Consider the following 22384-nt stretch of genomic DNA (forward strand, 5'->3'; position numbering starts at 1 on the left):
GGAATGGACATGGCTATTTTACATATTACCTTTAGCTTAGCAACACAGGGTTCTATGAAACTTGCAATTCGTCAACATCGTTTGCAGCGAAATGAATCAGTTCTAAGTGTCCATGACGATCTCTCGATTGGACCTCTTCAAAACTTTGACGAACGTAAAACTTGGTTAGCCACGCATATTTTGGATGAAGATGACCAGCAATTGTACGATGATATGTATGAAAACTGGAAGAAGAAAATCGCCAATTTACCCTGCGATGTGGATGTATGGATTTGGTATAGTCACAACACCCATGAACAAATTGGACTGCGCTATGTAATGAGTGAGTTAATTCATAAATGCAGTATGGTGTATGGCATTGATGCAACAGAGGCAATGAAGAGTATTCAACCCAATATGGACATTCGCCATACAGGAGAACTTTCCTCAGAAATGCTAATGAAGCTCCGCCCTAGTGCCAAACGATTCTCTGTGCAAGAATGTCAGCAACTCGCTAAGGAATGGGCACACATCATAGAACAGCCAGGTACACTACGCCTGTGGAAAAATGAACGATTGCATCATGTAGAGGAAGATGCAATGGATGCCTACATTATCGCCAGTGCAAAAAATTTGCATATACAGCACAATGAAGAGTGGCTAATGCCCACGCATATTTTGGCACAGACATTTGAAACATTTGTCCATTATGTAGGAAATGACTTTGTAGAGTATCGCTTGCTAACGCTCGTTGAACAAGGCGTATTTGCAATGAAAGGCGATACATCGGATATTTTTTCCTATCAGGTTAAATTACTTTAATACATTTAAATGAATGAACAATAAAAAATCAGGCGCACAAAGCCTGATTTTTTATTGTTCCAAATGCATGAAGCTGTTGGTTCAAGTTGGGGTGTACGGCTATTAATTTAATCGTTTTCATGTTGATAGCACTTTTCATATTCAGCTTTCATCAACAAACTTTGACAAGCCAAGCCATTTTCATGATAAATCTCTTTATCAATACTTAATACTATACTTCTATTTGAATTGGTATAATTAGGCTCTTTATTAACAATGGATAATTTTTCTTCGTCTAGCCATTTCATCGAGAATTGACTTTTTGCCTCTGCATAATAGACGATTTTGTTTGTGTGAGCTTTATTATTTGAAATTTCTACCCATACATGAACACCACCACTTGGACCTGCACCACCATATGGTTCATAATAAGCGTGCGCTGTATATTTTCCTGTAGGAGATGACACTGATTCGGGCACCTTTTGCGTATTTTTTTTATCTAAAGTACTAAACGTAAAAAAATATTGGATATACATAAATATTCCCAAAAACAGGACTAAACCTGTCAATAGTACTGTTAGTGTTTTTTTAGGGAAGTTTTTCTGTTTAAAAAAGAAAATCATTAATTTGATAACAAAAATGAACAATACGATCAAGGTAAATAAAAATACAAAGAAACCTAATGTATTAAGTAATAAATTCAAATTATTACCTCCCTAGTATGGTGAAACAGTGCCTTTTAGAAAATAAAGCGAGTAACATGGACATCTAGATGATGTTGTTACTCGCTCTTTCTATTTATTGTCATAAAAATCGAAAACAAATTGTTTAAACTGACGTGCAGATGGTGGTAAATAACGATTTTCTATCCAGGCCATGCCGATAATGCGTTCACATACCATATCCTCAACATGGATTTTAACGATTTTTTTCGGGTTTAAATCCTCATCATCTGGTAGCAAGGAAACGCCAAGCCCCGCACCAACAAATCCAGCGATGGTCGATACTTCGTCACCTTCATAAGAAATTTTAGGCTTTATGCCCGCAGCATTTAATAAGCGATCAGCAGAGCGGCGTAGTGCATAGCCCTTTTTCATTAAGACAAAACTTTCATGCTCCAATTCTTTCATTTTGATGCTTTTACGATCGGCAAGCGGATGGTCAATCGGGACCATTATAAAGAGCTCATCTCGCCATAATTCCTTCCAGCAAACTGGCGGCTCTGTATCAATCGCAGCTAGTAGGCACAGGTCTAACTCACCCGCCAGCAATTGTTTTAGCTGTGAATGGGAGTAGTTTTGTGTGAAATGAAAACGGATATGGGGGTGTTTCTGACGGAAAGCGCGAATCAAGTCCGGTACAATACTCGTTCCAAGTGTATGTAAAAAACCGAGTGATACTTCTCCAAGCTCTGGATTATTCAGCTCCTGTAATTCTAAAACAGCCTTTTCATATTCTTTACGCATTCGCTGTACACGATATAAAAACAGTTCTCCATATCGGTTTAGCATAATCGAGCGCCCTTGTCTGTCGAAAAGCGGTACACCTAATTCTTCCTCCAGCTTTGAAATTGAACGACTAAGTGCTGGCTGTGAAATCGCTAATGCTTCGGCAGCCCGTGTCATATGCTCTAACTTTGCAACGGTTACAAAATATTCTAATTGTTGCCACTCCATTTTTTCACCTCTTTTCTCGTTATTTTTAAGTTATCTGCATTATAACGGGAAACAGACGGGAAGTATAGGGAGCAAAAAAATTTTAAAAGGACGTTGCAATTATTTAGCAGAATGGAAAAGTTAAGTAGCTGAAAGTGTGATAGTACAGCCGTTAAGTTGACATCATTCATGCACAATACACATTGATTTGATAAAAACTATAAATTGTACATTATGAATAAAGGGTGATAAGATAGACACATAAAATACACAATTATCAATTTCCGTGAAGGGGATATCATAAAATGAAGTTAACAAAGCCACAACCTCTAACAATCGAGGGAGGCAATAAAGCCGTACTATTACTGCATGGATTCACAGGTAGCACAAAAGATGTGAAAAAGCTAGGAGAATTTTTATCTCAACGCGGTTATACTGTGCATGCACCTATCTATAGTGGGCATGGTGTAGAACCAGAAGCATTATTAGAAACAAAACCAGAAGACTGGTGGAACGATGTAGTAGAAGGATATAACTTCCTACAAGAGAAAGGCTATGAAGAAATCGCTGTAGTTGGGATTTCACTTGGAGGCGTCTTTTCATTAAAAGTGGCAGAGACATTCCCAGTAAAAGCATGTGTAGCGATGTGTGCACCGATTACACGTGATAATTCAAAAGGCTTATTCACACGTCTGTACCACTATGCTCGTTTATATAAACACTTTGAAAATAAATCAAAAGATCAAATTATTTCAGAATTACATGAATTACGTATTTCACCAAAAGATTCATTGGATGGCGTAACACGTTTAACAACGGAAACACGCGAAGAATTATCAACAATCAAAGCACCAACACTTGTGTTACAAGGTTCATTAGATGATGACCTCTACCAAGAAAGCGCACCTTTTATTTTAAATACGGTAGAAACAGATGACAAAGAAATCATTTGGTATGAAAATTCTGGTCACATTATTACATTAGATAAAGAACGCGATAAAGTGTATGAAGATGTTTACAAATTTTTAGATCATATTGAATGGTCAGTTGCAAACTAAGGAGGGGGCTGTCAGCAGGCAGCTCTTTTTTTGTTGAATCTCTCTGGATAAACGAAAAAACTATTGTAATTATAATAAATGCTTGATAACATGATGAAATTGTAGTGAAAAATCATTCGATTAAAATAATTTGCTATAGTTTAAAACTTCTAAGGAGCACATCAATTATGCAACAAAAAATACCTTTTTCAACTTACGCAGTCATTGGAACAATGTTATTTGGACTGTATTTTGGAGCGGGGAACCTCATTTTTCCTATTCAAATGGGTCAATTTGCTGGGACTAATTTTTGGTTTGGATTAATCGGATTTTTAGTGACTGCTATCGGCTTACCATTCCTCGGAATTTTGGCGATTGGCTTATCAGGTAGTAATGGTTTACGAGATCTAGCCAATCGTGTTCATCCTCTATTTGGCATCATCTTTTCATTGGCATTGTACTTAACAATCGGTCCATTCTTTGCTATCCCACGGACAGCAACTGTACCTTTTGTAGTAGGCTTTGAGCCATATATTCAAGCACAGCATGCAACGCTACTACTAGCTGTATTTAGCTTTGTATTTTTCGCGATTGTCTACTATTTCTCTTTAAATCCAGCGAAAATAATGGATTATATCGGCAAATATTTAACGCCTGCATTTTTAGTTGTATTATTTATTTTAATTATTACAAGCATCACGAAGCCAATGGGCGATTTCCAGCAGCCTATCGGTGATTATAGGGATGCAGCCTTTATGACAGGTTTTAAAGAGGGCTATAATACGATGGACGCCCTAGCATCACTGGCCTTCGGGATTGTTGTCATTCATGCCATTAAAAGTGCAGGGATTACAGATCGCAGAGAAATTGCCAAGGCTACATGGACATCAGGTATTTTTGCGATGGCTTTAATGACGCTGATTTATGGTCTCATTACGTATATGGGCGCTTCTAGTATTAATGCTGTCGGGACTTTTGATAATGGTGGTTTAATCTTTGCCGCAGTGGCCGATCATTATTTCGGCTCATTTGGAGCTATTTTATTAGCGGTCATCATCGTACTGGCTTGTTTAAAGACAAGTATCGGTTTAATTACGTCTTGTAGTGAATTTTTCCACGAAGTATTTCCAAAAATCAGCTATAAATGGTTTGTGTTCCTATTGTGTGCAGTATCCTTTATGATTGCAAACTTTGGCTTAAACAATATCATCCAATTTGCGATCCCTGTTTTAATGTTCTTATATCCATTAGCAATCGTCTTAATTTTGCTTGCTCTAAGTTCAGCCTTCTTTAGGAATAAGCAAACAGTGTATGCCATTGCGATGATTTTTACATTTTTCATTAGCCTAATTGATGGCTATAAAGCCTTGGTTGAAAGTGTGCCAGGCGCGAAGTTAGGTGTTTTAGACGCTGTAGAGAAGTACTATTCCACAATGCTGCCTTTTTATGATGTCGGCTTAGGATGGATATTACCTGCACTAATTGGTGCGGTAATTGGAAGCCTGATGCCTTCTCGAAAAGTTATCTAATGAATAAACACGCACAGAAAATGTCTCTGTGCGTGTTTTTTAATGGATTAGTAAGCTGTCCAGCCACCATCCACGGCAATCACTTGTCCATTCACAAAGCTTGCTTCGTCTGAGCCTAGGAAAATAGCTAATTGAGCGATTTCTTCTGGCTGACCAGCACGCGGATTAATGGATAGACCAAGTGCTTGGCGTGCAGCACCCGTTTGACTCATATTTGTCATAGAAGAGGCGATATTGGTCATCACTGCTCCTGGCGCAATACCATTACAGCGAATATTTTTATCCGCATACATAAACGCAGTATTTTTTGTTAAACCAACAACTGCATGTTTGGAAGCTGTATAAGCCGCTCCTGCACGTGCCCCATATAAGCCACCAGCAGAAATATTATTGACAAAGACACCGTGTCCTTGTGCAAGGAAAATTTCTGTTGCCATACGCATAGAACGCATAACGGCTGTTGTATTCACTGCAAATACTTTTTCCCATCGTTCATCAGAAATTTCCCCAACTGGCTCCATACCATCCATAATACCCGCGTTGTTGACTAAAATATCTAATTGACCATAATTCGTTTTCGTTTCATCAAATAAACGTTGTAAGTCTTCTGTTGATGCGACATTTGTTTGAATGGCAAATGCTGTCCCTCCAGCCGCTTGAATACCATCCACAACCGCTTGAGCACCCTCTAAATTTAAGTCTGAAACGACAACCTTAGCGCCTTCTTTTGCATAGCCTTCTGCAATAGCTTTCCCCATACCTGAAGCTGCACCTGTCACAATGGCTACTTTACCTTCTAATCTCATCTCAAAGACCTCCTCATGGTAATTTCATTAGTTATTGAACATCTGTTCATTAAAATCATATAATAAAGTTGAAAGCGATTTCAATATGCAAAAAAACGGGAAGTGTTGAGTAATCAACACCTTTGGACAAACTGTTTAATAAGGAGCTGAAAAAATTGCGTACAACGGATTTACGAATTATTAAAACGAAGCAAGCTCTCCACGATGCCTTATTGACCTTGCTTAGCCAAAAACCTTTGGAGCAAATATCCATTGCAGAAATTTGTAGAGAAGCAAAGGTCAATCGGGGCACATTCTATTTACACTACGAGCAAAAAGAGGGGCTCTTTGAAGAATACTTTCAGGAAATTATGGAGGATTTATATCAATCCTATGAAGAACCCTATCGAGCCGTGACCACCCTGGACACCAATCAATTAGATCCCAATACAATCCGTATTTTTCATCATATTGAACGCTTTAAAATGTTTTACCGTATTGTCTTTTCTAAAAATGTTCCGCTGACCTACTATTACATGCTCTTTGATGGCATTTATTCCTTGCTAAAACGAGATATTACCACACATCGCATACATCAAATGGAGGATCATATTTCGATTGACTATTATAGCGCCTATCAAGCAAACGCCATCATCGGTCTCATCATCCAATGGTATCGTGGCGATTTCAGCGATAGTGTGACCATGTTAAATCAGCAGCTAGCAGCTATTTTGAAGAATGTGAGAAGTGGTGGATAGCACGCTTGAAGTGAAGGATAGGGTAAGAAGCGGTGGATAGAAAGATCGATTTGAAGGATAGAATAGGAAAAGTAGCGGATAGAACGCTTGAAGTGAAGGATAGAGTAAGAAGTAGTGGTTAGAACGCTCAAATTGAAGGATAGAACAGGAAAAGTAGCGGATAGCCCGCTTGAAGTGAAGGATAGAGTAAGAAGTAGTGGTTAGAACGCCAGAATTGAAGGATAGAACAGAGAAAGTAGAGGATAGAACGTTTGAAGTGAAGGATAGAACAGGAAAAGTAGCGGATAGCCCGCTTGAAGTGAAGGATAGAGTAAGAAGCAGTGGTTAGAACGCTCGATTTGAAGGATAAAACAGGAAAAGTAGCGGATAGCCCGCTTGAAGTGAAGGATAGAGTAAGAAGTAGTAGTTAGAAAGCACAATTTGAAGGATAGAGTAAGAAGTAGTGGATAGAAAGCTCGATTTGAAGGATAGAACAGGAAAAGTAGAGGATAGCACGCTTGAAGTGAAGGATAGAGTGAGAAGTAGTGGTTAGAACGCCAGAATTGAAGGATAGAACAGGAAAAGTAGCGGATAGAACGCGCAAATTGAAGGATAAAACTGAAAAAGTAGCGGATAACCCACCCAAAGAGAAGGTCTACATCAACTTGTAGACCTTCTCTTTTCTATCAAATTATCGAACGGGGGCAGGCTTGAATGTGACGATCAACGTAGCGATGGCTAGTGTCACGAAGATGATGATGCATAAGGAGCTACTGTTTTGCAGGAGATTATCGGTACTACCACCAAAGATAATTGTGTAGTAGCCATCTGCTCCATAAGTGGCTGGTAGCATGGCAGCGACTTGCTTGTAACCTTCAGATAGCATGGTTTTTGGTACAAGGACGCCTGATGTTACTAATTGGAGTGAAAGGGCACAAATATTAAATACCATCCCTAAATTCCCAAAGGCGATGACAAATACTTGGGCCAAGCTAAGGAAAGCGAGATACATCACAGCTTGAAAGAAATATATCGACAGCAGGCTTTCTTGACTAGCGATATCAAAAAGGTGCATCAGCCCAATTGTTAGTAATGGCAATGTAAAGGCTACGCCCACATTGAGTAGCTGTCGTGCGAGGAATAATTGCCATTTTGATAGGCTTTCTTGAACGAGCTGTGCTGCTTGCTGGTGTTGCATAATCATGACCATCGCGCCCACGAAGGAGGAGATGATGACCATAAGTGGCACAAAGTTTGCGGCAAATCCTTTCACATCATTGGTTTTAACAATGGTTCCGTCGACGGCATGGTCTTTGACATTCATTACAGTCGTTTTGACAGAAGTGGTAATTTGTTGCTCGAAGGGAAGCTGAGCAAATTGTTGAGCAAAGGCCTCAACTGCTTGATTTTGTTGCATTGGATAAAGGGCTTGATTGATCTCATCTGTTAATTGCTTTGCTACGCCCTCCATCATATTTTTCGCTACACTTGCATTGGCTTGATTAATCGCATAAATAATTTCTGCCTCTTTCCCTGCTTGTATTTGATTTGTAAAATCAGTGGGAATTTGCATAATCATATTAATTTGACGTTCGTTTAATGCACTCTCTGCTTCCTTCATTGATGAATAGTCCTCCATTGAAAAGGGGATGGAGCCTTTGATGTTCTGTGCTACCTGTTGCCCCATCGCGGTATCTTCCACAACAAGGCCAATGCTTAACTGTTCCGCTCTTTCATTGACACTATCATAGGCAGTCATCCAAATCGTAAAGAAGATTAATTGAAAGGCAATGGTTGCAATAATGCCGATATAGGTTTCACGAACTCGCAATAATGCTTGTAAACCTGTCATATTTTATTCCTCCTAATTAAGTAAGTACTTACTTGCATTGATTAGAAAAATTTTTTCTAGGAAACGAGTCCCCTAGAAAAAATAGCAACACTAGTTTGCAAAAGTTCTTCAGTTGGTAGGTCAGACACGATTGTTCCAAGTTGAGCACGTGACATAAAATGACCAAAGTTCAAAGCAATTAGCGATAACGCTGCTGCTTCAAAATCAACTTCTCTTATTTTTCCTTGCTGATGCATCTCTTGAAAGTAGTGAATAAGCTCCTTTTTGATGAGGAGTGGGAGATTGGCGATTTCCTCACTAATTTCAGGAAACTGAATGGATTCCTTAAAGCCAATCATGACAAAATCTTTAATTGACATTAAAAAATGAAAATGCTTCAATGAGAAACTTAATAAATCCTTTTCTAATTCCCACGTTACATTTTGAGTGATCTCCTGCTGTAGAAGAGGATAATAAGAAAATTGCTCAATGATGGCTTTTAATAAACCACGTTTGTTGCCAAAATGACGGAAAAGAGTGACCTCATTGACACCTGCTAATTCTGCAATGGTTTTGGTAGTTGCAGCTGTATAGCCTTTTTCACTAATCAATTGTAGAGCAGCTTCGATAATTCGTTGTGCAGTTCCTTTCGTTGTCAAAAATATACTTCCTTCCATGCAAGTAATTACTTACATCTTAGCATAGTGTAAGATGAACTGCAACATCACAAATGAGCGTTGACAATTATATCGACTGCTGATATATTTTAAATGTATCGACTGACGATATATTGATAGGCGATATAGAGGAGGATTTGAATGACACAGGAGCATCCGCCATTAACAGAAGGCGTTTATTATATTTTATTAGCATTATATGAGGCGAGGCATGGCTATGGCATTATGCAATTGGTGGAGGAAATGAGCAATGGGCGAGTGCGTTTAGGGGCAGGTACCATATATGGCGCAATTAAAACATTGCTGGAACGAGGCTGGATAGAGGCGCTCGATGAGGATGGCAGAAAGAAAGAATATATGATTACCGAAACTGGAAAAACAATGGTTGAATATGAAATTTTGAGATTAAGGGAACTTTTTGACAATGGTATCCGTATAACGAGAGGAGTTGAATAATATGCATAAATATCGATTGATGATTAATCCCTATGCAATAGAGAAGTGGGTCAATGACATGGCTTGTCAGGGCTGGCATTTGAAAAAATTCACATGGATTCGCTTTACGTTTGAACGTGGAGAACCAAATAGCTATATTTATCGCCATGATGAATTAGAGCGGTTCGGTACGCATTATGAAGAGGATTATCTCGAATTTCTCAAATCCTCTGGCATTGAGCAAGTAGATCGTTCTGGCAATTTTGTGTTTTTTAGAAAGGCAGCACAGGAAGGTCCATTTGAGCTGTATACAGATAAAAAAACGAAGATTGGTAACCTGTCAAAAAAGATGATGATCCTGCTTTCTCTTATTCTTCTTAATTTGTTCATTGGTCTCATCGGTTTAATTGGTGATTTTTCGGAGCAAACAACAGACTGGGTTGGTTTCGCGTTAAATACGCTGAATCTTGTGGTTGTTGTATTATTCGCCCTCCCATTCTATAAGCTTATGCGTATACGTAATCGATTAAAGAGAGAATTAAATGTATTTTCGGATTAACGAAGCGTCTATTATTTTCCGGGAAATCAGAAAATAATGAAAAAGGAAGCGTAACTTTATAGTTGGGGTGATGCAAATGAAAAAAAGAGTGTATCGTTTTTTTATGGATTTCGAAAAGGAAGAACGATGGGTCAATGACATGGCAGATCGGGGGTGGAATCTGAAAAAAACAGTCGTAGGTTACTTTGTTTTTGAACAAGGCACACCAGGACAATATATTTATCGAAATGAATTTGTTAATAGAAAATCGAAGGATTATTTTGAGTTTCTAGACGCTATGAATATCGAATGTGTGTCCAAGTTCGGTGGATGGGCCTATTATCGAAAACCAAAATCAGAGGGCCCTTTTGAGATATTTACGGATGCTTCCTCGAAAATTAACTATATCAAATCAATGAATCGCATTTTTATCACAGTGTTACTGTTAAATTTAATCATGGGTATTTATAATCTATCGCTAGGTTTACGAGAATCTGCTGTAGGACCTATAAACACGAGTGTAGGGTGCATGAATTTGATCGTAGCCTTACTGCTATTCATTCCTATAGTAAAAAATGAAAATCGTAAAAAAGGCTTGAAACAAGACTTACATATATTTGAAGGATAAGGAGGATGACAACATGACGTTACAGTTACAGCATGTTACAAAGAAGTACAAGGATTTTACAGCTGTGGATGATTTAAATTTTACCATTGAAAAGGGTGAAATTTTCGGTCTAATTGGTCAAAACGGTGCAGGGAAAACGACGACATTCCGAATGATTTTAGATTTACAGGAGACGACGGCGGGGACGATTACTTGGGATGGCCAGCCAGTCAATGCCATTAACCGAGATGTCCTTGGTTATTTACCTGAGGAGCGTGGTATTTTCCCGACGATGAAGGTGGAGGAGCAGCTTTACTTTTTTGGCGAGCTACGTGGCATGAAACGAGCAGAGCTGAAAAAGGAAATTGATTTTTGGATTCAACGATTTGAATTAGAAGAAAAACGCAAGGATAAGGCAGAAACACTGTCAAAGGGGAATCAGCAAAAGGTACAGCTGATTGCAAGCTTCATCCATAAACCAGCGTTTTTAATTTTAGATGAACCATTCAGTGGGCTAGATCCAGTCAATAAAGATTTACTAAAGGATGCGATTCTACTATTGAAAAAGCAGGGCACGACCATTTTGTTCTCCAGTCACCAAATGGACAATGTCGAGGAGCTTTGTGATCATTTGTGCTTATTAAAACGAGGTATTTCTTTATTTTCTGGAAGCTTACTAGATTTAAAGAAACAATATGGTAAAACAAAGCTTGCTGTTCGTACGGATTGGTCGACGACACAGTTATTGGCACTAGAGGGTGTTAAGGATGTGCGCGTAGAGAAGGAGCAAACGGTGCTTACATTAGCAGACGAAAGCTTTGCCCAAAGTATTTTTGAGCAACTGTCCAATGGGAAGTATATTGAAAAATTCAGTTTAGATTATTTATCGTTAGATGAAATCTTTAAAGATAAGGTAGGTGGCCATGTTGTCGAAGTTTAGTTTACTAATGAAGCAATTATACAAAGCTAAAATTAAATCAAAATCCTTTATTTTAATGACATGTTTATATGTCCTTGTCATGTCTGTGGCTGTCTTCTGGTCAGAAATTAAGGAGCTATTCACAGGCGATGATGAAGCACAGCAAATCGCGATTATCAATGAAACCTCTGCCGATTTAAGTGGTATTTTTGTCTCGAATGGAGACATGGCCTTTATTCAGGATGAAAAAGATGTTTCGGCCCTTGAAAAAAGAGTGAAGGACGGCAAGCTCGATGCTATTGTGACGATTAACGATCAAAATGGTCAGTTACATGCGGAAATTGCTACGTTCACACCATTAAAATTGAATGATCAATCTACATTGTCATCCTTATTACAGTATGCAGGTCAGCATTATGCTGTACAGCAACTATCGTTATCGTCTGAGCAAGCAGCACAAATTATGGCGGCTCAAACAACGATTTCAACGAAAAACTTAAATGAGGAATCAGCAGGTGGAAAAAGTGAGGAAGAAAAGCAATCAGGGCTAGTGGTTTCCTATGCGGTTGGGATTTTAATCTATTTCTTTATTTCTACATTCCTATCGATGATTACAACTGAAATTGCCTCTGAAAAAGGCTCACGAGCAATGGAAATGCTTTTAGTAAGTGTCAAACCAGCGACACATTTTAAAGCAAAAATTGCAGGGGTTTTATTGCTCGCTTTAACACAGATGGGCATTATTGCAGTAGTGTTCCTTATCTATGCGAAGTTTATCAAAGGCGGAATGGTTTGGGATGCGGCTGCTAGTATTGTCAAGGAATTGTCTGTTGGCTATGTCATCTATGCCATCGTATTCCTACTGTTAACGGTTATCTTGTATCTCATCATTGGCGCATTATTTGGCTCTTTAGTTTCGAAAGTAGAGGAAGCGGGTCAAGTATTAATGCCTGCTATGATTATTACAATGATTGGCTTCTATGTTATGCTGACAGGTATGGGTAATCCAGATACAATTATCATTAAAATATTCTCTTATATCCCACTAACTTCTGGTATGATCATGCCAATGCGTATTGGCGCTACAGATATCGGTGGCATTGTACCGTTACTTTCATTAGGAATTTTAGTCGCGACGATTATTGTCGTATACCTATTTAGTTTATCGTTCTATAAACGTAGTGTATTGACATATAGCTCTGGCGGCGTCATTCAAAAAATTAAAACGGTATTAAAGGTAACAACATAACACTAGGGCAGCTACATCATGATGTAGCTGCTTTTTTGGTCACAAGAAGCCACAGTTAGCAAACAATGTAAAGGAATTTACGGAATTAGTCGAATTTTGCATAGAAAGAAGCTATAATTTAACAAAGGGGTGAGACCATGTTAGCTAAATCAGAGGTGGAAGCGCTCCTTGCCCTCCCGCCAAATCAACGTATAGCAACACCTGAGGAAAAAGCGCAGTTCTTTCAAAAACTTCAGCAGCTTTGTCCCATGAATAATGAAATAGAAGAAATTCTCCACCATCGTACTGAGATGGACATTTTTGTTGATAATACTCACCCTAACCAATACAGCTTGCAATATAAGCTTCACCAGAATGGCTATCGTATAGCAGACTCATATTTTTTCATACTATAGAAAATGAAACTTTTTTACATGGTAATCGTAAGTATTTAGTAGAGATAAATTGCAGGGGGTAAAACGTATGTCTGAATTCAACAATGATCTTTTAAAATCCAAGGACCCATTCGCTTCAGAAAATCCTTTATTACAGCCAAATCCACTTTTACAGCAGGCGCCTGAGCAAAAGCCGGTACTTGTATCTGAGCAGGAGCTATCACAAATCGCTCAAAATCAGCTGATGTTAAAGCAAGATCCAGAGGTTCATACACTTGCACAAAAAATTGATGTCAAAGATCAAATTGCCATGCTAGAGCTTGGTAAAGAAACAGCAAGTGGCATTTCTACCTTTTCAGATAAAATGCTCGCAACGATGAAAGCTAGTAAGCTGGAAGAATCGAGTGTGCTATTAAATAACCTGAATAAAATTATGGATAAATTCGATCCACAGGATTTTGCGGAAGAGAAAAAGGGCGGTTTCATCTCCAAGCTCTTTAACAAAGGAAAAGAGCAATTGGAAAGGTTCTTATCTAAGTATGACAGCATGAATAAAGAAGTGGATGTCATTTACCGTGAAATCCAAAAATACGAAGGGGAAATGAAGCGTAATACCATTGACCTTGAAAATCTGTATGATCAGAACTTAAATTACTTCCAATCATTAAGTAAATTTGTTGCTGCGATTGAAGTAAAAACAGAAGAGGTTCGCGCATCATTACCTGCACTTGAGCAAAAAGCACAAACAGGTGATCAACTGGCAGCCATGGAATATGAAACAATGCTTCGCGCTGTGGAATTATTAGAGCAACGTCGCTATGATTTGGAAATGGCACAACAAGTATCCTTCCAATCAGCACCACAAATTCGCTTAATGCAGCAAGGGAACAATCATTTGATTGCCAAGATTAATTCTGCCTTTGTCACAACGATTCCGATCTTTAAGCAAGGGCTGATCCACGCAGTCACATTGAAGCGTCAAAAGCTGATTTCGGATTCTATGGTGGAACTGGACCGCCGTACGAACGAAATGCTTGTCCGTAATGCTGAAAATATTAGTAAGAACAGTGTGAATATCGCACGTCAAGCTGGTAGCCCAAGCATTAAAATCGAAACGATTGAAACAACGTGGCAAACAATTATGGCTGGTATTCAAGAAACGAAGCAAATTCAAGCAGAAACAGCAAGAAACCGTGAAGAAGGTCGTAAACGTATTGAACGTTTGCAGTTGGAATATGAAAAACTGAAAAAAATGTAAGGCCCAAGCTTCTTGCAGCTATTGTTGCAAGAGGCTTTTTATATGGAATGTGTAGTCAGGTAGAGAGGCTCTTTCCAAGGGTTTGCCATAATATTCGCTAAGATGGAAATGTTCTTTGACAAAAAGCAAAATAGTGATTATGATAAAGTTAAATGAGAATGATTATCAAATGAAAAAGGAAGCGGAAAGATGCGAAACAAAGCAATTCGATATCATGTATTTTTTCGTGGAGGAGAGAAAAATAAATGGCGAATAAAATAAAGCCCTCTACATTATCGTATGAGCCTTTTAAAGACGGAACGCTTGCTCTATACACGACAGATAGCTTAATGATTGTGCCGCAAAGCCGCTATTTAGAGCTGCTGCATACGGAAGAGCTATATAATGCGATGAATAGAGATTTAGATAACAAGCAAAATGGGTTAGAACGAGAACGAAAAATGCTAAAAATGCAAAATGCACAGCTAACAGAAGAACTGCAAAAGTTCAAGCAGCAAAATACGGTTTTACAGAAAAAGGTAACAGAATATAATTGTGTGGTGGAGGAAATGAAGGTGCTCCGCCAACAAAATACGGATCTTCTCATTGAACTAAGTAAATATACAGCGATGTCAAGAGAGTCACTGACGGGGCCTTTGAAGTCGATGATTCGAGATATGCGTGAGCAAGGGGTTGGGATTAAAGAAATCCATATTCGCATCAAGCGCCAAATCAATCCCGAGATTAGCTATAGTACTGTACGCAAGTATATTTCTGAGCTAGAGTCGGAACAGAAAGGTTAACAGCTTTTAAAGGGTACTAGAAATTTGGCATTTACAGCAGCCACTCAAAGTCCTATAATGAGTCTATTCTTTAACTAGTTTAAGATTATAGGAAATCGTTTATCGATTTCAATCAGAGTAGGAGCGTTAGTGTCCATGTCAAATGAGAAAAAAGGGGTTTTGGCTGCCTTTTTTGCCTATGCCTTTTGGGGAGCATTCCCTCTATATTGGAAACTACTTGAGCATGTACCAAGTATGGAGATTTTATTATCCCGTGTCATTTGGTCCTTTGTCTTTACGGTACTTGCAGTTATCGTATTTCGAATGCGTCAGGATCTCGTAGCAGATCTAAAATATTTATGGTCACATCAAAAGCAGTTCTGGCAGCTTGCAGGTGCGTCCTTTGTCATTTCAATGAACTGGTATTTGTATATTTGGGCAGTGACACATAATCATCTCATTGAAACGAGCTTAGGTTATTATATTAATCCGCTCTTGTCTGTTATTTTTGGGGTAATTTTCTTTAAAGAATCGCTCAGTCGTGCACAATGGGTAGCGACAGGAATTGCATTTATTGCGGTGATTATTTTAACAATCAATTACGGCTCAGTACCTTGGGTAGCTTTATTGATTGCGCTATCTTTCGCTATTTATGGTGTGCTGAAAAAGAAAATTACACTGGATGCTACAAGAGGGTTAGCCATTGAAACGTTATTGATTTTACCCTTTGCATTAGGCTATTATGTGTATCTGTTTACTACCCATCAAGCCTTGTTTTTACATGTCGATGTTAAAACAGATATCTTAATGATCTTCAGTGGTTTAGTAACAGCTGTCCCGCTTATTTTATTTGCGAAGGGGGCACAAAATATTCCTTTATATTTACTAGGGTTTATCCAATATGTGTCGCCAACCATTGTCTTGATTTTAGGTATCGTGTTATACAAAGAGCCATTTAGTCAAGTTGAGCTCCTTGCATTCAGCATTATTTGGGCGGCATTACTCTTATTCTCTGGTTCCAAAATTATCGAGACAAGAAAAGCCCATCATAAATCAGTTTCGTAAAAGACTTGTAGATTTTTCTACAGGTCTTTCTTATGTAATTTTTACCTCTTTGTTTAGTATGATTTGCATGCTACTCTAATGGAGATATGAATAAAGAGGTGTAATAAGTTGGAACATATTTTACTAGCCATTTTTGGGCTGGCTTTTATAGCCTTTGGGATGAGACATAATGCGAGCGTACATAAAGATGAGGGATTGGGCTCTAGCGGCTCTTTCATTTGGGATTTATTTACCCTAGTATTTGATAGAATGCCCTATTGGTACACAAAAATGTTTTATTTTTTTATTGGATTGGGCTGTTGGATTGCCTGCTATTTTGTTTAATCGTCTCCGATAGATCGATAAAATTCATCCACTAATATGGTGAAAAATATAGGTAGCTTGTTGAATTGTCTGGTTGAGATGGAGTGACTGTTTGAAAACCATCAAAATTGCTAGAGCGAATGGTAGAACGAATACGATGGCCGCAGGATTTTTCAGCTCATGCTTTTGCTTTCTAAAGAAGAGCCAACAAATAATGGCAGCAATTAAGACGATGATGAGAATAATGAGGCTAACAATGAGTGTAGAGTGCAACTCATTCACGGCTTCTCTATATTGTGCTAATAACCCCGCATTGTCTTGACTCTCCACAATGACTTTTTGGCTGTCTTTATGGGCAATATCCCACTTAAAGTGATCATTCTCCTGTAAGACTACATAATGAAAGCCCATTGCATTTCTTTCACCAATCACAGTGGCAGAGGCAGAGGCTGTAGGAATTATTAAAATAAAGAAGAAAAGAAAGGTGAATAGGTAATGGATAATTCTTTGTTGCATTTAAGTACTCCCTCCAAATAAAGTCTTATTGATAGATTCGACAAAAATAGGAGAAAACCTTTTGAAGCATTGGCACCTTTACTTTCAAACCGGCATATAGTAAAATGTCAATAATTAGATAACAATGATCAATTAATGAGAGGTGCTTTTTTGTGAGTGCGGTAGGTTCTAACTAGGTAAAAATTGAATGAAATAGTGGCGATGACGACAGCCGGGGATATATGTTATGGACACCCCTTATTTTGTCATGGACCTATTTCAATAACCTATGTAGATACCTACAATACTTTATCAAGCGTGGCATACAGGATAGAAACTTCAATTAGATGAAGTTTTATTTGTGATGCCGGGAAAATGCGCCTTTTAAAGATAGAGCTGTGGGGATTCCTCACAGCTTTTTTTATGTTGTTTAAACCATCATTGCTATCTAATATTGGGTAGGTATCTTCATGTATGATAAAACATTACAATGAGGAGCATAACAAATGAATAAAACTACGCTTGAAAAATTACAATATCATGAATTAAAGGACATCGTTAAATCCTACTGTGTCAGCGGGTTAGGAAAACAACTTTTAGATAAATTAATGCCAAGCTCAAACTTAGCAGTGGTAAAAAATCGATTGAATGAAACAACAGAAGCTCGTGCCATTTTGGATGCAGAGGGGCATGTTCCGTTTTTAGGGGTATCGAATATTGAGCATATCATGACGAAGCTTGAAAAGGGGATGATTCTTGACCCCAGTGAGCTAGTGAGTATCTCCGATTTTTTACGAGGCTGTCGCAACATCAAAAAATTTATGTTAGATAAGGAATTTTTTGCGCCCGTTCTTTCTTCTTACGCTCATTCTATGGCTGAATTGAAGAGCGTGGAGGAGGAGATTAATTTTGCGATCAAAGCCAATCGTGTAGATTCGGCTGCTAGTCGTGAATTAAAGCGTATTCGTCATCATATGGAAACGACAGAGGAAAAATTGAAAGAGCGCTTAACGAAATTTTTGAATAACAGTGCCAATAAACCGTATATTCAGGAATTCTTTATCAGTCAAAAGGATGATCGCTATACGATTCCGATTAAGGCAACTTATAAAAATCATGTACAGGGAACAGTAGTGGAAATATCCTCAAAAGGGGCAACCGTTTTTATGGAGCCGAGTGTGGTGGCTAAATTAAATGTAGAATTGGCTACCTTAAAGGCTGAGGAAGCGGTGGAGGAATATCAGATTTTAGCAACTTTATCAGGGCTATTAATGGAACATCTGCATGCTATCACGATTAACATGGAGTTAATCAGCCAATATGATATGGTCTTTGCGAAAGCGAAGTTTAGTAGACAAATTGGTGGTAGGGAACCGCGTATAAATGATTACGGTTATATTCAACTGATCAATGGCAAGCATCCATTATTACCAGGAAATGCGGTGCCCCTTCAATTTTCCATTGCGAAAGACTACCGTAGCTTAATTATTACAGGGCCAAACGCTGGTGGCAAAACGGTCGTGTTGAAAACCATTGGCCTTTTAACATTAGCTATGATGTCGGGCTTCCATATTGTAGCGGACGAAGGAACGGAAATGGCGGTATTTGATCATATCTTTGTTGATATTGGCGACAATCAAAGTATAGAAAATGCACTAAGTACGTTTTCATCGCATATGAAAAATCTTTCCGATATTATGAGAGCCGCTAATAATCATACGCTATTGCTGTTTGATGAAATTGGCAGTGGAACAGAGCCAAATGAAGGAGCCGCACTGGCCATTGCGATATTAGAGGAATTTTATCAAATGGGCTGCATTACTGTTGCGACTACACATTATGGTGAAATTAAACGATTTTCTGAGATGCATCCTGATTTTATGAATGCGGCAATGCGCTTCCATCCTGAAACATTAGAGCCTTTGTATCAATTACTCATCGGCACGTCTGGAGAAAGCAATGCGTTATGGATTTCCAAGAAAATGAATGTCCGCGAAGCTGTTTTACAAAGAGCAAAGGATTATATAAATGACAAGGAATATCAGCTGACGCTCGTTCAGGACAGTAAAATTAGAAAGCCTAAAGAAGAGAAAAAAAGCATGGCAGCGGCATATGCATTTGCAAAAGGGGATCGTGTTAAATTATTGGACTATGATGATGTGGGACTGGTGTACGAAGAAATGAACCCGTACAATAAAGTCAGCGTATTCTATCAGGGACAAATACTAGAGGTGAATGTGAAGAGACTTACCCTAGACTTACCCGCAACGGAGCTATACCCTGAAGGATATGATCTAGAGACTTTATTTGTAGACTATCAAGAACGTAAGCTTCAGCATGATATCGAACGGGGATCGAAAAAGGCTTTACGTAAGATCCATAAACAAATAAAGAACGATCGTCAGCAGTAAAAACAAGGGATTGCACAGCCTCGTGCAATCCCTTTACGCATTAAGTTATGGAATTAATTTGTGCCTTAATTGTTCGATAGACTTCCTCAATTTTTCGTTTATAGGGTAAATCCACTAAATCCAGTGAATCTGTGTAGGCCATTTTCGCAATTTCATAGGCTGTTGTGAGCTCCCCAAAATGTGCATAGCAAAGGGCTTTATAGGAAAAGCATTCATGTACGCTCAAGATATCATAGGGATGACTAATAAAGATCGGTATTTTTGTATAGTGATCAAAGGCGGCCTTTGCCTCCTCATAACGACCAAGTAAATATAAAGATTTTCCTTTTTCAAAATAAATATAGTTGGGATCTAGCTTGTCAAATTCCTTATGTTTAAGTTGATTAAAACGCTCTACTTCTATAAGTGCCTGCTCATAATGATGAACGTAATTATTGTAATAATGTGCTCGTATGACAAAAATTAACGCATCAACCTCATCCCGCCCAGCAAAAGCACGGTATTGATCAAGCTTCATCAGCATATACTCAACCTGCTCAAAGTCATGGTCAACCATGGCACAATAAGCGCCAATTCGATACATATCATCGATTTGATAGAACAGTTGATTTTTATGGGCATTGATAATCGTCTCGTTAATTAACTTTTTTCCTTCCTCATGTTTACCGATAGCAAGCTGTAGCGTGGCTGTGTAATAGGCCATTAATAAGGTGTCACGCGAATCAAGCTGATAGTCTTCCTGTTCAATGATTTCCTTTGCTTGTAACATATAGGAGAAGGCTAATTCATATTGACGCTTTTCCGCTATAATAGCCATTTGTAGGACAAATGTTTTAAACCAATGGCTAAGTAAATTAATTTCTTTAAAAATAGTGCGTGCCTGCAAAAGCGGGGCTTCCCATGTCGATAATCCTGCTTCATATTGGGCATCTGCATAAATATATAATAAGCGACCTGCTTCATAGCTTTGAGGTAGGCCCTCCACAGACGGCTTAATCAAATCGACAATTTCTTGATGATGGTCTGTATCACCACGTTTTACTTCTGCAAATAAAATTTCCACCTGCTCTAATAGCTGGCGAATGGAGGATGGGGTTACTTCTTCCAGTAATTCACTAGCTTTTACACCTAAACGTTCAGCAATATAGTCAAGGCTTTCCATGGAAGGCTTGGCCTTATCATTTTCTATTTGGCTTAACATTCCTTTAGTTAGACGATCACCGGCAAGTGCCTCTAATGTTAATTTTTGTTCTTTCCTTAATTTGCGAATTCGTGTGCCTAAAGAGTCCACTGCCTCGCCTCCTTTTGTTTAATTATATTAAACTTTTGCTTGCGTGAAAAGGGGGAACTATGGTATATTTTGTTTAACCTAATTAAACTTTTTAATTTAGTTAAAAAAACGGAGGGGTTTAGATGAATGAAGCGGAAAAGTTAAAAAAGGCGACCTATCATTTATGGACGTTCACAGCGAGTAAAATGATTGCCATGTTGGGTGCAAATGTGATGGCATTCGGTTTTAGCCTATATATTTTAGCGATGACTGGGTCGGCGATGAGCTTTGCGACGAATATGATTTGTTCCGTATTACCACGCGCACTTGTGGCACCCTTAGCAGGCTATGTCGCAGATAATTTCTCAAAAAAACGCACGATATTAATAGCGCAGGCAGGCACCATTTTGACAGTAGGAGGATTATTGCTTTATACAGAAACAGTAGGAATGTCCGTTTATGCTATATACATAGCTACTGTTTTTAATACTATTTGCTCAGCCTTTTCGGGTGTAACGTTTTCATCTGCTATTGCCACACTTGTTAATCCAGAACGATTACAGCGTGCGATGTCATTTAACCAAATGTCAATGTCCGTAGCTGCGATTGGGGGACCAGTCATTGGTGGTATGATGTATGGATTTTTTAATATGGATGTATTTTTAATGGTGAATATGGTGGCCTATGCGATTGCTTTTTGTCTTGAGGCAACAATGGATTTTAACCTCTATAGTACAAGAGGGGAAGATACGAAAAAAGAAAAGATGTGGGAAGGGCTGAAAAGCGGTTTTTATTACATCAAGCAACGAAACGTCATTAAAACCATTATGTGGGTAGCATTATGGATCAACCTATTCTTTTCTGCCATCGCTGTTGGAGGAACGTACATCATCATTGAATTGCTAAAAATCAAATCCACACACTTTGGCTTTATTGAAGCGTCAGGTGCATTAGGTATGCTCTTGGCCTCCCTTTATTTCGCAACAAGACCTGAAGTAAAGGTACCTTTACGCTTTTCGAAAATCAGCTTACTGCTATTGGCGGGAAGTGTTGGCTTAGCAGTCATTCCATTAGTCACTGATTTTTCCTATATAGCGATCGTGATCTTCTACCTCATCATTTACTTTATTTTCGCAATTTTCGAAATGGGTATTAATATGCCGATTGGGGTATATATGCAAAAAATTATAGCGGAAGAGTATCGTGGGCGTGTCTTTGGACTAATGGAAACGATGGCAATGTCCATGATGCCAATCGGTATGGTAGTCTATGGCATGCTATATGATACATTACCAGCTACCATTATTTTACCAATAACAAGTGTCATTATTATTATCATTTCACTTGTGATGCTACGCTCATCTATTTTAAAAGAGGCACATCCAGAGTATTATGAAAAAGCAGCTCTACCGGAAAGGGTCGCTAACACAACAACTTAAAATAACAGGCATGCAGTGAAATGCATGCCTGTTATTAGTGTTGAAAAACAAAACAGTCAATTGAAAGGTAGAAATGGATTTCCGTTGCAGGCTACTTGCTTTCCTGTGGGCGAGCGCCGAATCGCTTCCTCCGCTACCGCTCCGTTTAGAGTTTCGCCTGTCTCGCTATCCCACGGGAGTCAAGTAGCCTTCCACTTCAACCCACTAACTTTTTAGCAAAGGTTTTCAA

24 protein-coding genes are annotated in these 22384 nt (G+C 38.6%); 17 read left to right on the plus strand and 7 right to left on the minus strand.

The window, feature by feature from the left end; translation table 11 throughout:
- Positions 1-9: 9 nt before the first annotated feature.
- Entirely contained in the window at positions 10-801 is a 792-nt protein-coding gene (locus MHB65_RS09085; RefSeq protein WP_205442640.1) for a DUF1835 domain-containing protein, read from the plus strand.
- A 107-nt stretch (positions 802-908) separates the two neighbouring features.
- Here the strand turns inward: MHB65_RS09085 and MHB65_RS09090 are convergent, their stop codons facing one another.
- Together MHB65_RS09090 and MHB65_RS09095 are read right to left on the minus strand one after the other, a co-directional pair.
- Positions 909-1484 (minus strand): DUF5412 family protein, encoded by a 576-nt coding sequence (locus MHB65_RS09090; RefSeq protein WP_342443187.1) that lies wholly within the window; start codon positions 1482-1484, stop codon positions 909-911.
- A 90-nt stretch (positions 1485-1574) separates the two neighbouring features.
- Entirely contained in the window at positions 1575-2456 is an 882-nt protein-coding gene (locus MHB65_RS09095; protein ID WP_205442642.1) for a LysR family transcriptional regulator, read from the minus strand.
- 284 nt (positions 2457-2740) lie between these two features.
- On the opposite strand from MHB65_RS09095, the gene MHB65_RS09100 reads away from it, so the two are divergent.
- Entirely contained in the window at positions 2741-3493 is a 753-nt protein-coding gene (locus MHB65_RS09100) for an alpha/beta fold hydrolase (RefSeq protein ID WP_004229542.1), read from the plus strand.
- A gap of 167 nt (positions 3494-3660) precedes the next feature.
- The gene (gene brnQ, locus MHB65_RS09105) at positions 3661-5001 is read left to right on the plus strand and encodes a branched-chain amino acid transport system II carrier protein (protein ID WP_342443188.1); all 1341 of its coding nucleotides are present in this window, start codon (positions 3661-3663) and stop codon (positions 4999-5001) included.
- Between the two features lie 47 nt (positions 5002-5048).
- Here the strand turns inward: brnQ and MHB65_RS09110 are convergent, their stop codons facing one another.
- Positions 5049-5807, minus strand: a complete 759-nt coding sequence (locus tag MHB65_RS09110; RefSeq protein WP_342443189.1) for an SDR family oxidoreductase — start codon at positions 5805-5807, stop codon at positions 5049-5051.
- A 155-nt stretch (positions 5808-5962) separates the two neighbouring features.
- Here MHB65_RS09110 and MHB65_RS09115 point away from each other — a divergent pair, with 155 nt between their 5' ends.
- Positions 5963-6544 carry a TetR/AcrR family transcriptional regulator gene (locus MHB65_RS09115; protein WP_342443190.1) on the plus strand — a complete coding sequence of 194 codons (582 nt, stop codon included), beginning with the start codon at positions 5963-5965 and terminating at the stop codon, positions 6542-6544.
- A 196-nt stretch (positions 6545-6740) separates the two neighbouring features.
- Positions 6741-6872: a hypothetical protein gene (locus tag MHB65_RS09120; protein WP_342443191.1), complete on the plus strand. Its 132-nt coding sequence runs from the start codon at positions 6741-6743 to the stop codon at positions 6870-6872.
- Between the two features lie 342 nt (positions 6873-7214).
- Here MHB65_RS09120 and MHB65_RS09125 read toward each other — a convergent pair whose 3' ends face one another.
- Positions 7215-8375 carry an ABC transporter permease gene (locus MHB65_RS09125; RefSeq protein WP_342443192.1) on the minus strand — a complete coding sequence of 387 codons (1161 nt, stop codon included), beginning with the start codon at positions 8373-8375 and terminating at the stop codon, positions 7215-7217.
- Positions 8376-8431: 56 nt separating this feature from the next.
- Positions 8432-9031, minus strand: coding sequence for a TetR/AcrR family transcriptional regulator (locus MHB65_RS09130; protein WP_342443193.1), 600 nt, complete (start codon positions 9029-9031; stop codon positions 8432-8434).
- Between the two features lie 141 nt (positions 9032-9172).
- Here MHB65_RS09130 and MHB65_RS09135 point away from each other — a divergent pair, with 141 nt between their 5' ends.
- The 10 genes from MHB65_RS09135 to MHB65_RS09180 all read left to right on the plus strand — a co-directional run bounded on the left by MHB65_RS09135 (position 9173) and on the right by MHB65_RS09180 (position 16561).
- Positions 9173-9487 (plus strand): helix-turn-helix transcriptional regulator, encoded by a 315-nt coding sequence (locus MHB65_RS09135; protein WP_205442652.1) that lies wholly within the window; start codon positions 9173-9175, stop codon positions 9485-9487.
- Position 9488: 1 nt separating this feature from the next.
- Positions 9489-10025, plus strand: coding sequence for a DUF2812 domain-containing protein (locus MHB65_RS09140; protein WP_342443194.1), 537 nt, complete (start codon positions 9489-9491; stop codon positions 10023-10025).
- A gap of 76 nt (positions 10026-10101) precedes the next feature.
- Positions 10102-10632, plus strand: coding sequence for a DUF2812 domain-containing protein (locus MHB65_RS09145; protein ID WP_205442655.1), 531 nt, complete (start codon positions 10102-10104; stop codon positions 10630-10632).
- Between the two features lie 13 nt (positions 10633-10645).
- Positions 10646-11551 carry an ABC transporter ATP-binding protein gene (locus MHB65_RS09150; protein WP_205442656.1) on the plus strand — a complete coding sequence of 302 codons (906 nt, stop codon included), beginning with the start codon at positions 10646-10648 and terminating at the stop codon, positions 11549-11551.
- Complete coding sequence (locus tag MHB65_RS09155; RefSeq protein WP_342443196.1) at positions 11535-12779, plus strand: ABC transporter permease; 1245 nt, start codon at positions 11535-11537, stop codon at positions 12777-12779. The genes MHB65_RS09150 and MHB65_RS09155 overlap by 17 nt, the downstream gene beginning before the upstream one ends.
- A 137-nt stretch (positions 12780-12916) precedes the next feature.
- A complete protein-coding gene (locus tag MHB65_RS09160; RefSeq protein WP_342443197.1) occupies positions 12917-13174 on the plus strand; it encodes a hypothetical protein in 258 nt (85 codons plus the stop codon).
- Positions 13175-13241: 67 nt separating this feature from the next.
- Entirely contained in the window at positions 13242-14411 is a 1170-nt protein-coding gene (locus MHB65_RS09165) for a toxic anion resistance protein (protein ID WP_004229508.1), read from the plus strand.
- 245 nt (positions 14412-14656) lie between these two features.
- On the plus strand, positions 14657-15193 hold the full coding sequence (locus MHB65_RS09170; protein ID WP_205442660.1) for a hypothetical protein: 537 nt from the start codon (positions 14657-14659) through the stop codon (positions 15191-15193).
- A gap of 135 nt (positions 15194-15328) precedes the next feature.
- On the plus strand, positions 15329-16237 hold the full coding sequence (rarD, locus tag MHB65_RS09175; RefSeq protein ID WP_205442663.1) for an EamA family transporter RarD: 909 nt from the start codon (positions 15329-15331) through the stop codon (positions 16235-16237).
- Between the two features lie 108 nt (positions 16238-16345).
- Complete coding sequence (locus tag MHB65_RS09180) at positions 16346-16561, plus strand: hypothetical protein (RefSeq protein WP_342443198.1); 216 nt, start codon at positions 16346-16348, stop codon at positions 16559-16561.
- 24 nt (positions 16562-16585) lie between these two features.
- Here the strand turns inward: MHB65_RS09180 and MHB65_RS09185 are convergent, their stop codons facing one another.
- Positions 16586-17056 carry a hypothetical protein gene (locus MHB65_RS09185; RefSeq protein WP_342443199.1) on the minus strand — a complete coding sequence of 157 codons (471 nt, stop codon included), beginning with the start codon at positions 17054-17056 and terminating at the stop codon, positions 16586-16588.
- Positions 17057-17541: 485 nt separating this feature from the next.
- On the opposite strand from MHB65_RS09185, the gene MHB65_RS09190 reads away from it, so the two are divergent.
- Positions 17542-19446 carry an endonuclease MutS2 gene (locus MHB65_RS09190; RefSeq protein WP_342443200.1) on the plus strand — a complete coding sequence of 635 codons (1905 nt, stop codon included), beginning with the start codon at positions 17542-17544 and terminating at the stop codon, positions 19444-19446.
- A gap of 40 nt (positions 19447-19486) precedes the next feature.
- On the opposite strand, the gene MHB65_RS09195 is transcribed toward MHB65_RS09190, so the two are convergent.
- On the minus strand, positions 19487-20737 hold the full coding sequence (locus MHB65_RS09195) for a helix-turn-helix domain-containing protein (RefSeq protein ID WP_205442667.1): 1251 nt from the start codon (positions 20735-20737) through the stop codon (positions 19487-19489).
- Positions 20738-20859: 122 nt separating this feature from the next.
- Here MHB65_RS09195 and MHB65_RS09200 point away from each other — a divergent pair, with 122 nt between their 5' ends.
- A complete protein-coding gene (locus MHB65_RS09200) occupies positions 20860-22155 on the plus strand; it encodes an MFS transporter (protein ID WP_342443201.1) in 1296 nt (431 codons plus the stop codon).
- Positions 22156-22384: the final 229 nt, after the last annotated feature.

Source organism: Lysinibacillus sp. FSL K6-0075 (assembly GCF_038592945.1).
Classification (GTDB): Bacteria; Bacillota; Bacilli; order Bacillales_A; family Planococcaceae; genus Lysinibacillus; species Lysinibacillus fusiformis_F.